Annotated in this window: 17 protein-coding genes; 3 read left to right on the top strand and 14 right to left on the bottom strand. The window is 43.7% G+C overall.

Annotated features, from left to right (window positions below; genetic code table 11):
* Nucleotides 1–26 precede the first annotated feature (26 nt).
* On the bottom strand, nt 27–1,049 hold the full coding sequence (locus H8B17_RS06465) for a c-type cytochrome (protein WP_190308398.1): 1,023 nt from the start codon (nt 1,047–1,049) through the stop codon (nt 27–29).
* A 131-nt stretch (nt 1,050–1,180) separates the two neighbouring features.
* On the opposite strand from H8B17_RS06465, the gene H8B17_RS06460 reads away from it, so the two are divergent.
* Nucleotides 1,181–1,840, top strand: coding sequence for a Crp/Fnr family transcriptional regulator (locus H8B17_RS06460; RefSeq protein WP_190308397.1), 660 nt, complete (start codon nt 1,181–1,183; stop codon nt 1,838–1,840).
* An 11-nt stretch (nt 1,841–1,851) separates the two neighbouring features.
* Here the strand turns inward: H8B17_RS06460 and H8B17_RS06455 are convergent, their stop codons facing one another.
* Entirely contained in the window at nt 1,852–3,366 is a 1,515-nt protein-coding gene (locus H8B17_RS06455; RefSeq protein ID WP_223816408.1) for an NAD(P)H-dependent oxidoreductase, read from the bottom strand.
* Nucleotides 3,367–3,499: 133 nt separating this feature from the next.
* Nucleotides 3,500–5,017, bottom strand: coding sequence for a PAS domain S-box protein (locus H8B17_RS06450; protein WP_190308395.1), 1,518 nt, complete (start codon nt 5,015–5,017; stop codon nt 3,500–3,502).
* Nucleotides 5,018–5,155: 138 nt separating this feature from the next.
* On the opposite strand from H8B17_RS06450, the gene H8B17_RS06445 reads away from it, so the two are divergent.
* Together H8B17_RS06445 and H8B17_RS06440 are read left to right on the top strand one after the other, a co-directional pair.
* Nucleotides 5,156–5,500 carry a YciI family protein gene (locus tag H8B17_RS06445; RefSeq protein ID WP_105718358.1) on the top strand — a complete coding sequence of 115 codons (345 nt, stop codon included), beginning with the start codon at nt 5,156–5,158 and terminating at the stop codon, nt 5,498–5,500.
* The gene (locus H8B17_RS06440; RefSeq protein WP_317170995.1) at nt 5,493–6,752 is read left to right on the top strand and encodes an RNA polymerase sigma factor; all 1,260 of its coding nucleotides are present in this window, start codon (nt 5,493–5,495) and stop codon (nt 6,750–6,752) included. Before H8B17_RS06445 ends, H8B17_RS06440 begins: the two co-directional genes overlap by 8 nt.
* A gap of 3 nt (nt 6,753–6,755) precedes the next feature.
* Here H8B17_RS06440 and H8B17_RS06435 read toward each other — a convergent pair whose 3' ends face one another.
* The 11 genes from H8B17_RS06435 to H8B17_RS06385 all read right to left on the bottom strand — a co-directional run bounded on the left by H8B17_RS06435 (nt 6,756) and on the right by H8B17_RS06385 (nt 13,348).
* On the bottom strand, nt 6,756–7,124 hold the full coding sequence (locus tag H8B17_RS06435) for a nuclear transport factor 2 family protein (protein ID WP_190308394.1): 369 nt from the start codon (nt 7,122–7,124) through the stop codon (nt 6,756–6,758).
* Between the two features lie 34 nt (nt 7,125–7,158).
* Complete coding sequence (locus tag H8B17_RS06430; protein ID WP_190308393.1) at nt 7,159–7,320, bottom strand: hypothetical protein; 162 nt, start codon at nt 7,318–7,320, stop codon at nt 7,159–7,161.
* Between the two features lies 1 nt (nt 7,321).
* Nucleotides 7,322–7,729: a hypothetical protein gene (locus tag H8B17_RS06425; RefSeq protein WP_190308392.1), complete on the bottom strand. Its 408-nt coding sequence runs from the start codon at nt 7,727–7,729 to the stop codon at nt 7,322–7,324.
* A complete protein-coding gene (locus H8B17_RS06420) occupies nt 7,726–8,265 on the bottom strand; it encodes a CHAP domain-containing protein (protein ID WP_190308391.1) in 540 nt (179 codons plus the stop codon). The genes H8B17_RS06425 and H8B17_RS06420 overlap by 4 nt, the downstream gene beginning before the upstream one ends.
* A complete protein-coding gene (locus H8B17_RS06415; RefSeq protein WP_190308390.1) occupies nt 8,184–8,570 on the bottom strand; it encodes a hypothetical protein in 387 nt (128 codons plus the stop codon). The genes H8B17_RS06420 and H8B17_RS06415 overlap by 82 nt, the downstream gene beginning before the upstream one ends.
* Before the next feature lie 19 nt (nt 8,571–8,589).
* On the bottom strand, nt 8,590–9,144 hold the full coding sequence (locus H8B17_RS06410; RefSeq protein WP_190308389.1) for a DUF6266 family protein: 555 nt from the start codon (nt 9,142–9,144) through the stop codon (nt 8,590–8,592).
* Between the two features lie 72 nt (nt 9,145–9,216).
* Nucleotides 9,217–9,861: a DUF6266 family protein gene (locus H8B17_RS06405; protein ID WP_190308388.1), complete on the bottom strand. Its 645-nt coding sequence runs from the start codon at nt 9,859–9,861 to the stop codon at nt 9,217–9,219.
* 402 nt (nt 9,862–10,263) lie between these two features.
* Entirely contained in the window at nt 10,264–10,614 is a 351-nt protein-coding gene (locus H8B17_RS06400) for a MerR family transcriptional regulator (protein ID WP_190308387.1), read from the bottom strand.
* 48 nt (nt 10,615–10,662) lie between these two features.
* On the bottom strand, nt 10,663–11,391 hold the full coding sequence (locus H8B17_RS06395) for a LytR/AlgR family response regulator transcription factor (protein WP_190308386.1): 729 nt from the start codon (nt 11,389–11,391) through the stop codon (nt 10,663–10,665).
* Nucleotides 11,363–12,469 (bottom strand): LytS family sensor histidine kinase, encoded by a 1,107-nt coding sequence (locus H8B17_RS06390; RefSeq protein WP_190308385.1) that lies wholly within the window; start codon nt 12,467–12,469, stop codon nt 11,363–11,365. The genes H8B17_RS06395 and H8B17_RS06390 overlap by 29 nt, the downstream gene beginning before the upstream one ends.
* Nucleotides 12,470–12,529: 60 nt before the next feature.
* Nucleotides 12,530–13,348, bottom strand: coding sequence for a hypothetical protein (locus tag H8B17_RS06385; RefSeq protein WP_190308384.1), 819 nt, complete (start codon nt 13,346–13,348; stop codon nt 12,530–12,532).
* Nucleotides 13,349–13,496 lie beyond the last annotated feature (148 nt).

Here is a 13,496-nt window from a genome sequence, read left to right as displayed (position 1 = left end):
CTAGTATTTTATTTAAATAATTCATCTTAAAAATTAAAGGGTCCAACCCGATGCTGTTCTTGCGGTATATTATCGTTGTAGGGCGGATACGGGCTATCCTTCGGTTTTTTCGATAGGTCGGGATAGTCCAGCTCTTTGTTTGCTTTCATTGGCCTACTGTGGCTATTGATATAAGCTGCTACATCATACGCCTCCTCATCACTCAATAATGGTGCTTTATGTGTTACACCAAGCGGCATATTTCCCTTTATAAACTTGGCTGCCGTAATCAGTCTGGCCATTCCAGCTCCATCGTTATAGGTGTCGTCTCCCCATAACGGCGGGTAAATGTACCCATCCTCTCGATTACCTACTGTACCGTTCATACCTTCACCATTAACACCATGGCAGGACGAACAGGTACTCCTATAGATCAATGCCCCCCTCTTCCGGTCCGCAGCTCTATCGGGCACGTCAAAATCTACAAAACCCTGGCCCGCTATCCTTTTACCAATGGGAGCCTCTTTGCTGATGTGTTTGATATAACTGATCATCGCACGCATTTCCTTACTGTCCACCGCAATTGCTTTTCCATTCATGCTTCTTTCAAAGCAACCATTGATGCGTTCTTCCAGCGATACCACTTTATCTTCGCGTCCGATATAGATAGGAAACACCCCGCTAAGTCCGACATAGGGTGCCGCATACGGTTTTGTTCCGCCGTTCAGGTGGCAACTTGAACAAGAGAGCTTATTCCCCGTTATAGCAAGCTCTGTCCCGGGCCCTAACAAAGCAAAGGTCTCGGTAATCAGGCGGTGACCATATTCAGCCATTCTACCCTCTTCGGTATCGTCAAACGGTGAAATTTCAAAATCATCCGAAATGAGTGTTACTTCCGTTTCCCGATCCCTATCTTCCGACGTATTTCCGTTCGCGCTGTCTGCATTCCTCTGAACCCAAACGGCTATCAAAATCAAGAGGATAATACAGAGTGCCACCAAACGGTTTAGATTTCTCAATATCACCCCAACATCCGACAACGTTTTTTCATCCACATCGTTTTGTTTCATGGTACAAACTTCCACAAAACGGCAATGACATTAAAATGATACTTATTTATTGGCTATAACAAAAAGTTATGACGTTGTTGCCCGTCTTCTGGGTTAGAAACATTATTTTTATAACAAAGCGGAAAGAAAAGATGGATACACGAGATATAAAAGACCAGGAACCAATTAACGACGCATATGGCGCTGTATTCGAGCCGGCGTTAATTGCCGAAATAACGTCGGTCGCAAAGCTCACCGAATTTAAGGAAGGCGACGTACTGATCGAAATTGGCAAATACGTTAAAACCATGCCTTTATTGATCCACGGGGCCATCAAGATTATGCGGGAAGACTTCGATGAAGGCGAACTGTTATTATACTTTATAGAACGGGGAGATACCTGCGCCATGACGCTGGCCTGTTGCATGGGCGAAACAAAAAGCGAAATCCGGGCAATCGCAGAAACCGATGGACTCGTTGCTATGATTCCGATAAAGTACATGGAAACATGGATGGCGAAATACCATAGCTGGCGCGCTTTTGTGTTCTCAAGCTACAACGGACGGCTCAACGAAATGCTATCGGCTATCGATAATATTGCATTTACAAAAATGGATCAACGACTTTACAACTATCTATTAGAAACAGCTAAGATCAATTCGTCCAATACGATCAACAAAACACACCAAGAGATTGCCTATGAATTGAACAGCTCACGCGTGGTCGTTTCCCGCCTTTTGAAAGCACTCGAAAACGAAGGCAAGGTTAAACTGAGCAGAAACAATATCGAACTTTTAGCCTCGGATAAATAAAGATCAAATACTTACGCCAATTTAATAAACGGCACCAGTGCAAACCACATAATATACGATAGAGATACGGCCATGATACCATCGATTCGATTCGGCTTTTTCTCTGTACGTATAAACTTATACAGCATACTTAAAAGCCAAAAAGCGTGTATTATAGCGAGATATATAATATTTCCGTACACTTCATCCAAATAATCTGATTCTTTCAAAAAAAAGATTGATATAACAGACAACAGTACAAAAAAAACAGCGAAGTAAGCCGCTCTATTTTTTCCAAGCCGAACAGCTAATGTACCTTTTCCTGCTTGCTTATCCGCGGCAAAATCCGGAACACCCCCCATAATTATCGCAGGAATAATGGATAGAAATAACGGTATACCCAATAACCAAGGTAGAATAACGCCCATACTTCCTCCCTGAAACACGAACCCACAAAGAATTACCGCAAAACTATGGGTAAACCCCACAACGACTTCTCCCCATCCTCTGTATGAAAATTTTAACGGAGGAGCCGTATAAGAAATCGCTATTAAAAATAAAACGGCTACCATCAACACGACTTGGTGGAAAACTGCTGCAGATAAAAAAGCGACCACAGCCGTCAATACACAGCTTATAAAGAAAAGAATTTTCATTGCTTTTTTGAGAGCAGACTCCGAAATCAGTCCGTTTATCAATACCCTAGACCCTCCCGAAAAAGGACTATAAAAGCGATTTAACCTATCCGTCTCCCTATCATAATAGTCATTACTAAAAACCACGATGACTTCCATGAGAAATAGCAATATATACCCCAATACAAAAACCAGTATATTAAAATCTCCGTTTAGCTTGGAGAAGGCAAATGCACCTATACCATAGGCAAAAAAAGTCATCGGATAAAACTGTAGCCGAACTGCCTGTATCCAAGGCGTTATTTTTTTCTTGAATTTTTCCCACGGAGTCAATACACCACGTTCGAGGTTCCTCCCTTTTTGATACACCTCACGTAGCCATTGTTGCTTTTTCTCATCGGTCGAATGCTTTATCGGACTCAGCAGCATTTTACGCACGGGCTTCACGCCGCAAAATTTAAGGGTCGCGTTCGTGAGTGATTTTGTTGCGGGAGCGCCATTAAATAGCCTGTCTATTAACACCGGCGTATCCATGGTGGCAATCAATTGTGCTGTCCGGGGGCTCAGTAGCTTATTGAAAGCATCCGGCTGTATTTCCCTAAAGGCAAAACCAGGAGTTAGGACACGATCGAGAAATGCCTTTAACAATGCAGGCATATTGCCCCACCATGTCGGAAATACAAATACGAGGTGATCGGCCCATTTTATCCATTCTTGTGCCTTTAAAATATCATCCTCCATATGTTGATCTTCCGGCGAAGGCACCACGACGCTCATTTCAAATCGCATATCAGCGAGTACAAGACTCTCTATGTTTACACCAGCTTCCTTCGCCCCACGTATATACTCTTTTGCCAACGCAGCACAATAACTATCTTTGCGGGGATGTCCCCATATCACCAAAACATTCATATCGTTGCCTTTATCTAACAACAGACATGTAAATAAAAGTGTTTCGAACTTGGCATGATGTATTTCTTTTTTTAGGTATCGTCGGTTTATAATTAATTCTTTTTCCTTATAAAATACCAGATAAATTCTCTTTTCATAGCGGCGTTTTTGGATCTAGATGAAAATAAAAAACGGATCCCTCGCCAAGCTTACTATCTACCTCGATCCTGCTACCGTGCAAGCGTACAAGTTCCGAAACCAGATATAGTCCGATACCAAAGCCTGCAATATTTCGCCGGTCGTCATCATGAACACGGTAGAACCGCTTGAATAAACTGGTTTGGTCGTCAGGCGCGATACCTAAACCCTCATCCTTTACATAAATCCGCAGCTTGTCCGACGTACTTTCCCAACCCAGTGTTACGAGACCGCCTGAAGGCGAATATTTCACGGCGTTGCTGACCAAGTTTATCAGTATTTGCCTCATTTTCTCACGGTCTGCACAAACCTCTACTGTCGTACATCCCTCAATTCTAAGCTCATGCTTGGAACTCATTAGACGTGCTTCTTCCATCACTTCATCAGCTAACGGTTTCAGCTCAAAATGCGTCTTCCTTATGTCAATCTTCCCCTCTTCAATGCGCGAGAGCCCGAGGTAATCCGTTATCATCGAGACCATTCTTTTCACATACGCTTCGATTTTGGTACTCATACTCAGAAAGGAAGGATCGTCTATGTTCGTGGACTTTTTAACCAACAGCTGGACATACAGTAGTATCGATGTTAGCGGTGTTTTGAGTTCGTGGCTTACCATCGCAACAAAGTCATTCTTCCGCTTTTCTTCCTGCTTTCGTTCGGTGATATCACGCGCTATCTTGGAGATACCGATAATTTTGTCCGAGTCATCTTTTATAGGCGATATAGTCAGCGATACGTCTATTAGTCGCCCGGCCTTTGTGAGTCGCTTTGTTTCGTAATGCTCGACACTTTCGCCATTCCGCAATTTAGATAAGATATATTTTTCTTCCTCCTTGCGGTCCTGGGGTATAATCTTCATGATGGATTCTCCGATGATCTCTTCCGGCGTATATCCAAACATTATCTGTGCAGCGTTATTCCAGCTCGTGATTATTCCTTCGGTGGTTTTGGCCACTATGGCGTCGTTAGACGAAGCGATGATTGCAGCAAGCATTGCGTTTCGCTCGCCCGCCTGAACCGAATCGGTAATATCCAGCATCGTGCCGATAAACCGAATCAATGTCTTATTTTCAACAAAAACGGTACCTTGAATTCTGATCCAACGCGGTCGGTCATCGTCGAACCTTCTAATCTTATATCGTACATCGATATTCCCCTCATTGGAACCATTGGCGATTTCCCGCACCCTAGCCTTGACGTCCGAACGGTCCGCTATACCTATCCGTTGCAGGAACTCCTGAAAAGAAATATGATCTTCTGCTCGGAGGCCGAGAATTCTTTTACATTCGGCAGACCAGTAGACTTTGCCCCGTTCCCGATTCCAGTCCCAAGTTCCCAACTTTGTGGAATCGATTGCAAGCTGCAATCTTGATTCACTTTCCTGCAACTTTGACAACAATACTTCGGCACGGTGAAGTTTATAGTTCTGGTTTTCTTCGTTATGGGTGTGCTTTTCTATATTTTCGTTCTCCATCTATAACCGAAATTTACCAATTATCGACATAAAGTTAATTATTATTTTCGGGTTTGAAATTCCCTTCATTCGTTATATTTGTCCCCATCCCATGAACTCAGTCGTTATTAGGGTACATTTAATTTAAATTTTATTACAATGAAAGAATTTGCATTAATTTTCAGACTGAAAGACATTTCCGATTTCAAACCATCTCCCGAACAGATGCAAGAGAGGATGAATTGGTTGGCAGGTATCGCCTCGCAAAACAAATTAGCAGATAAAGGCAATACGCTTCTACCCTTCGCAGCAAGTGCAAAAACCGTAAAACCCAACAATGTCATAACGGACGGTGCTTATACCGAAATCAAAGAATTTATCAGTGGTTATATCGTCGTAAAAGCTGACACCATTGACGAAGCGGTAGAAATGGCAAAAGGTAATCCAATTTTCGACCAAGTAGGTGGAAGCATTGAAGTGCGAGAAGTTTTACAACGTGATTAATTCAAAATCGCATAAGGAACTTTTACCACACTTATTCCGACAGGAATATGCTAAAATGACGGCTGTGCTTTGCCGTCATTTTGGCTTGGCCCATATTGAAATTGCAGAAGATATTGCCAGCGATACATTTTTGAAAGCATCTGAACACTGGGCTATCAATGGCGTACCCGATAACCCGACCGCATGGCTATACACAGTAGCGCGAAACAAGATCAGAGACTATTTCAAACATAAGTCTGTTTTTGAGAACAAAATAAAGTCCGCCGCAAAACCCGTCGAAATTGAACTAGAAAAGGATTTTGAAATTAATCATCAAATCATTGCAGACAGCCAGTTAGCGATGATTTTTGCTGTATGTAATCCTGCAAACCCAATAGAAGCCCAAATTTCTTTGGCACTTCAAATCTTATGTGGTTTTAGCGTAGAAGAAATAGCCAATGCCTTTTTAACAAATCGAGAGACCATCAAAAAGCGGCTGCAAAGAGCTCGAACCAAACTACGGAATGACAAGTTTCAAATCGATTACTTAACCGCAGCCGATATCAAAACAAGGCTGGAAACGGTGCTAAAAACGTTGTACTTGCTTTTCAACGAGGGGTACTTTTCTACTACCAACAATCAGTTAATCAGAAAGGAACTATGTTTCGAAGCCATTAGATTAACGTTGGTCTTAACTGAAAACTCATTGACCAATACACCCCAAGTAAATGCTTTGCTTGCTTTGATGTGCTTTCAGAGCTCGAGATTGGAGGCAAGAACAGGTGTTAACGGGGAAGCTATCCTGTTTGACAAACAGGACAAAAGCCTCTGGGACAGATCACTTATCGACAGAGGAAATTACTATTTGGTCGAAGCCTGCCATGGTGGAGAAATTTCAACGTATCACTTGGAAGCAGGTATAGCCTATTGGCATACCACCTTCACCGATAATAACAAATGGGAACACATCCTACAATTGTATAACAAACTTATACTTGTTGAATATTCACCCGTTACGGCCTTGAATAGAGCATTTGCTTTCTCTAAAGTCTATGGTAATGAAAAAGCCATCAAGGAGGTGGAAATGCTAAATCTTTCGGAGAGCAACTACTACCATGAACTACTGGGCTATTTATATTCTAGCATAGACGTTCCTACTTCAATTCAACACTATACAAGGGCAATTAATTTGACAAAATCCAAAGTAGAACAGGAGACACTCCAGCAAGAAATCAATAGATTGCTACAAATTTCACTGCCCCCATTCAAATAAATTTTACTTCTCTAAATCGGATTCTGTATGCATGGCGCAAAGCCACTGATCATTTTCCTTTACCCATGTTGATGCACATGCGCAGCGAAATGTTGATGCCTGTCCGTCGACGACATATTCCAATTGAACGATGTAAGCAATAATAGTCGTCGTTTCATTGATTGCTTGCGACGTGATATCCGAAATATCAAGAACCTTCATCTGCATGTCTTTGCTAGATTCGAAATTCTTGTGAAATTCAGTTTCATCCACTTTTCGTACGCCCGTTTTCCCGGTAATAATACAAGGAAAGCGGGTAAGATTTTTAACCGTGTCGATATCGCGCTGTTCCATGGCTTTCCAATACCGTTTTTCAAATTCCAAAACTTCCATATTCCCTTATTTTATCTTTAAAATAAACTTTTGGTCACAAATACCTTTCCAAAACCCAACGGAGTGTCGCCACTTTACCAATTATTTGGTTGTAACCTGCACCTAGTTCAGCATAAGTTTTGAAACGTGAACCTACTTCTAGAAAATAGTAACGTCCGAAAGTACCGATACCAAAGTTGTTACTTTTCTCGTACACATCATTTTCCCCAGAAATAGCGCGCTAAAATAAGTGCAACGGCAAGCAAAACGGCGATAAAACGAATTATTGGCCAGATGCCGGGACTATCTCGAATTAACTTCTTTTCGCTATATTGGAAATTGCTGGTGCTATCTACGGTATGCTCCTCTGATTGATGATTAACGCTCAGCTCCCAACCCAATAAACGGCCGGAAAGCGTGCGCAGCCCGCTATCGGGATGATAAGAAAAAGCGGAATCGGAAGCGAAGTACCAGTACCGAAACGTACTATCCGAGGCGAAAGCCGTATGTGTATAGGCCAATCCATGTTGCTCCGCGCTGTCCATTCGTTTACGCATCGTATAGCACGATGATGTTAATAATAACGTCAAGGACGCTATCGCGTGTACAGTCGCCAGCTTTTTCATCTCCCACCTCCAACCCAATCTGCCAAAGCGTATATCGTAGCTAGATGCCGTCGTTTAGATTCCACCCGATTATTGCTGTTGCCTTCGATTGTGATGAGGTATTTGCCCTGTACCTCTTTTACCAGACCGACGTGGTTGATCCGCCGGACACTTTGCCCATAAATGCCAAAGATATCAGCAGGGTTTATCCGCATCAACGTAGGGGAACGACGGCAAGCGTCGCTCCTACAATACGTCCGGGCATTCGGAAACAGCGCCGGGCTCCATGGGTTTCGTGGTTCATCAAGACCGGCCTGCCCATAGCACCACGATACGAATGCGCTACACCAGGCGTAGCCTTTGCCCAAGCCAGTGTACCGAAGGTACTCCGCTACCCTTTTCCCATCATTCCTGCCAGTAGCCTCTCGCACACCAATTTCACCCGAGGCGATATGGATTATTTTTTGCCTGATGCCTACAGGATGATGGACAGCGTCCACAGTATCGCATATAGCGATAAGAACAAGACAGAGAAATAGATAATACATTGTTGCCATGATGTCAATTGATTAAAATGGTAATTAAACTCTTTGCGGAAGGTTTTAAACGGCTGCCAGAGGATTTCCTGCAACCAGAGGCTGCAAAAAATAGCAGACAACCCCATTAGCAAACCGAAAATGCCTATCGATAAAATACCGATATCCAGCACACCTGCCGTGGGGTCGATAATCTGTAAGATCGTTCCGATGAAGAGAAAAAGTGCACACAATAAAATCACCGCAATGCCCAGTTTGTGTTTTCCTGATAGTTCTCCTGCCATATCCTCGATAAGCCAGGTGATATTTGTTTCTAATGTTTTCATGTCATTATTCTGTTGTACCCTATTCCTTATTTGCCGTCGATGCGCCGAGATACATATTGCGCGAAAACCGCTTTTTATCCCGGGTGTGTGCCATCAAATAGAGGTGTACCGTTTCGGCCCCCAGGTCGTCTGTCAAGACAACCACGGCACGGCCATCTTTCCGCATCACTTCACCCTTTTGGAGCACAGCCGAACGGATTGCGATGCCATATGCACAGACGATGATAAGATCGTCATCATAGGCATTGAAATGATTCAAAATCTCCGTGGGCCAAGAAATGATTATCGTATCCCCCTGACGGGACATCTCCACATCCGTGGGATTTGCTAAGTTGCCATCACTTAGCTTTACCTTGCCGGGATCAATTTCCAAACCGGGGAATTCGCCAGCAAAACAGCTGGTCAATATATGCGACATCGCTCTTCCCATAGGTGTCTCGCCCTTCCTCGAGGAGGCAAGCCCCTGTTTTATCAGTGCCGCCAAAGGAGCCAAAAATTTCGAAGCATATCGGAACCGTAGCCTGGCTACTGTCCGTCCATCCATTAATGAGGATATTCCATTATGTACAATCATATTGTATTATCTTTTAAGTTTTAAATTCTTTAAAGGAAGAGGCAGCATCTCACTGCCCCTTCACCTGCAGGTCTATTGCAGATCGAATTCACCTAAGTATGAACTCCGCGATACACGCTTAGCCTTTCGGTCGGAGAAAAAAATCCAGACATGGCCATTCCCGCCCAAAAAGTGATCGGGGATCATGATGTCTACTTCCCCATCTCCTCTCGTGGGGCGTGTCGGTGTGGACATGAACTCGTCAATCTCCGGCTGAAACAGCACGATGTACACCAGATCGTCCGCATTGGAATCCATCAAGTCGTTAACCTCCGTGCTCCAATTCACGGTGAGTACACCGGTCTCGACCACGGCCGATACCGTACCTCCGCCTAATAAACGACCTTCGCTGATACGAATAGCGGCATAGTCGAGCGAAAAATCCGGATAGGTTCCGATAATGGCCCGATCCATGTTTTGCTGGACGGCCACATTCATCGGGGTGGCCCGATCCGATTGAATCTGACTATATCCAATGCGTACCATCGGTGTCAACGGCATCAAGAAACGGGTCAACACCCCAAAGCGCGCCTGTTGAATGCGTTGATCTTCAGACATCGGTTTCGTCCGTTTCTTTGGCAGCCCTTTGATGTAGTCGATACTTTTCCAGCTGCTGCCGATTACCGATCCAGCTTTGCCGCTGAATCCTCCATTTGCTCCTCTTCTAATCGTTCCCATAATTGAAAAAAAAAATTAAAATGTTAAACCATATGTAACGCCTTTTCGCATACCGGTATATGGGGCTTACAGCAACAAACATACAGTGTACACTGGGCACAAAACAAGCGCTGGAACACGGTTGACAGGGTATTGACAGGAGGATTCCGTTGGATTGACCGGATACTGACAGGATGTGTTTTGCAAGGGAATTAAAAAGTATCGGTATTGGCTTCGTTTCCGGTTCGGATCGCCCTCATCCTCTATTCGGACACTATTCGCCCATGTACCGGGAATTTACCGTGTAGCCAACGGGGATTTACCGAGGTTTCCCCGGTAAATTCACGGTAAATTCTCGTAAAAAACACGGTAAAAAGGCGAAGCAGGTATAAAGGAGGTGTGAAGCAGGTATAGAAAGAGCGGTTAATCGGGCAAGTTCCAATAGTCTTTTTTGAAACGTTCTAGATCCTGCTGCCTGAAATAGCGCTTCCCTCTGTCAATCTTCGCCACAACAAGCTGCCCTTTACGCTGGTGGCGGGCAAGTGTGCTTTCGCTGATACCGATGAATTCGATGGCATACTCCGCATCACGGTATACGGTTTCCTGCTCCACTTGATTCGATAGCTGTTGTTTTAGGTCAGCGTATTCCTCTCGGAGAGCGGACAGCACGCGCCTGTTCTCTGTTTCCTGATGGGTAATCTGAAACTTTAATTCATGCAACAAACGGATAATACGTATCAGATAACGGCATATAGCCATTAAGGTTCTTCTCATAGTAGATCGGCAGCATGGTTTAAATTAGCTAATTTTATAAATTAGGTGTTAACACTCCAATTGCTCTACAATCTTTTTTACCTCTTTTTCGTAGTTGCCCCCTATCGATACTTTAGCGAAGCTAGTGAGTGTTAAAGTTTTCCAGCGTTTGCTACGTATAGCCGATATCTTCACGGCAGCATTCCGGTGAATCTGTAGAAATTCGTGTGACGGCACCTTTTCCAGAAAAGCTAATAGCGTACAATAGTACTGTTCTTTCTTTTTGTCCATATTATATACGGTCAATATATCAGCCGTAATCGAAACATGTTCGATCATTTGCCAGTTGACTTCCACTCTTTTGTTGCCGCGCACCCGCCTGAGCGTGATGACTGCTTTGACATATTCCCTTTCAGCTTCCTGCTCGTGGAATTTCTTTATCGCCTTATCCACTGCGCGTTGCACCCTTTTTATGGAGGCGAGTTTGCTGATACAATCGACCACATCGTTGTCAAAAGCTGTTGTGCCCGGTATTTCCCGGCCGGAGCACATCACCGTAGCTGGAAGGTCATTCAAAAACCCTAAAAAAGTAAAGCCGTCCGCTTCTGGCATCATCAGATCCAGAAAAAGGATATCCACACCACCGTTGTCCAGCATCGACCGAGCCTTAGCAAGATTACTCTCCTTCTTCACCTCCACGTAGGGTATCTGTGCCAACGTTGTCTCCACATGACCGACAGATTCCAACTCATCGTCGACTATTAGAATGTTATACTTTTGCTTTTTTTTCATCATCATAGGTTTTTGAGATACTGTCTATTATTTCGATATCCACACAGAAACAGTCGCCCTCTTCCTGCCGGCGCATTGCAATAGGCCATGAACCACCTGCCAAGCGTGCCTCCATGAGGGGAAATCCCTGACCGGTAGACTCTATTTTGTCTCGCTTCAGCGGGTCAAAATAATTAGTATAACGAATGTGTATCCGATCATCCTTTCTACTAAATCCCATCCGTAACGGCCATTCTGCCGTGTTTTCACCATACTTCAAGGCGTTTTCCAGCGGCATAAGCAATAGGCCGTGCGGGATAATCATCTCCAAATCTGCCAGGCAATCGTTATCACTCCATTCGTAAACAAACTTTGGATCCCTATAGTACGCCATTTCCAGTAGGCTTTCGATCTGCTCCCACTCGTCTTGCCAGCGGGTCGTTTGTTGGTTGCCATCCATGCGCAATTGGTAATTCATGAGCGCGATCAACATCGTGAGCATCTTTATATTTTCCTCATTATGTTTCTTCCTTTCCCTACCCAACGCTAGGGCTGCAAAATTCCCCATAAAATGTGGATTCAAATTACGGGCTTTCAACAAGCTGTTTAGATTCGAAATTTCCTTCTCCAATCCGTTCGTCCGCTGGTTTGATCTTTTTACTTCTGCACTTTTCTCCCTTGAGCCTCTATGGCTAAGCCTTATGACTACCAAAACGCAAAGAAATATTATGGCTGATCCATACCGTTGCCTAAGCTCTGTCGTATCGGGTTCATAGCCCGGATCGTCCATATAGCGATCCATATGCACACCCAGTGACGGAAAATAATGGTATATTAAAAATATTAACGTAGGTTCAATCGTAAATACGAGCAACAGTGTGGCAGCTGTAGCAGCCATTCTCTTCTTTAGATTTTTAACCCAGAAATTCGAAATAATATAATACACCCAACTATAATACAATAAAAACAAGGCACTGACCAGCAACAGTTGCTTCATCGGAATCGGCTCGGCTCCCATCAGCCAATTAGCCACGAATAAGACAATGGCAAAAATCGGAAAAGCCCACACGTTGGAACGATATATAGTAATGAAAATTGGATTCATTAGCCGATTTAGGTGATTTAAAATCCAATTTACAGTATAAATGTCAAAACAACAAATATACTATTCCATCCCCACTGTGTAATTCAGCCGATCAAAAACTACCATTTTATCTTGCCATAATACCGGAATTGTGGCGACCTTACAATTAATATTCTGATTATCAATTGGTTTATCTAACATCCCATTCTGGTGCATGTATGCCCAGCATTCCCACAGGTACGGATGATTTTTTATTTTTTTTTCCAAGCTTCCATATAGTTGTTGTAGACATCGAAGCAGATAGCGTTCCCGATCCTCGTGCTCAGCTGGCAAAATGGTTTTATAGAGTTGCAACTGTTCGATGGAGCCGATCTTATTTGGTATGAGCGAGATCACCGGCATCCTAAATAAATGGCTGATAAACGGAATCCCCTTCTTAAGCCACAGCGTTCCATCCAAGAAACGAATCGGTAATCGTTCATCTTTTATGATCGCCCCCGAACCGGATGCTCCATCGGCAAAACACAGCAGGTGTTGGCCGTCTGCTATCCTAGATCTTATCTTAAGCAGTAACGCGCGATCATCGCTAAAGAGCAGTTCCGGCGTGTGCCCGTATGCTGCTAACTTTATCAACAGCTGATCCAACAGCCCTTTAGCCTCCAAGTAAACCGCTCGATCCAGGACGACATTAAAATGGAGGTCTTTCTGCGCCAACATTACCGGCCAGACCAAATGATCCCCTAAATGAAACAAGGTAATAACGGATGGTTCCTGAAAAGATTCAAGAACCTGCGCATCGACCTCTCTCCGATTTAATAACTCAGCCAGCGGCTTCTTTTGGTGATGATCTTTCCAGTTGATATAAACGGTCTTATGCTCTTGCCAGCCAAGCTTGGGCAAATAGCGGTGCAGGTTCGCACTTGTAAATCGTCAGCAAAAAGTGGACACGATAATTTAAAAACTTAAGGAGTGTTTTCATCAAAAACGTTAGATTTAATTATGGGAACATCAAAGAAGAAGAGCACGGAATCATTTGTAAAAGACATTC

This window comes from Sphingobacterium arenae (genome assembly GCF_014692505.1).
GTDB lineage: Bacteria > Bacteroidota > Bacteroidia > Sphingobacteriales > Sphingobacteriaceae > Sphingobacterium > Sphingobacterium arenae.
This window is presented reverse-complemented; position numbering and strand designations above follow the sequence as displayed.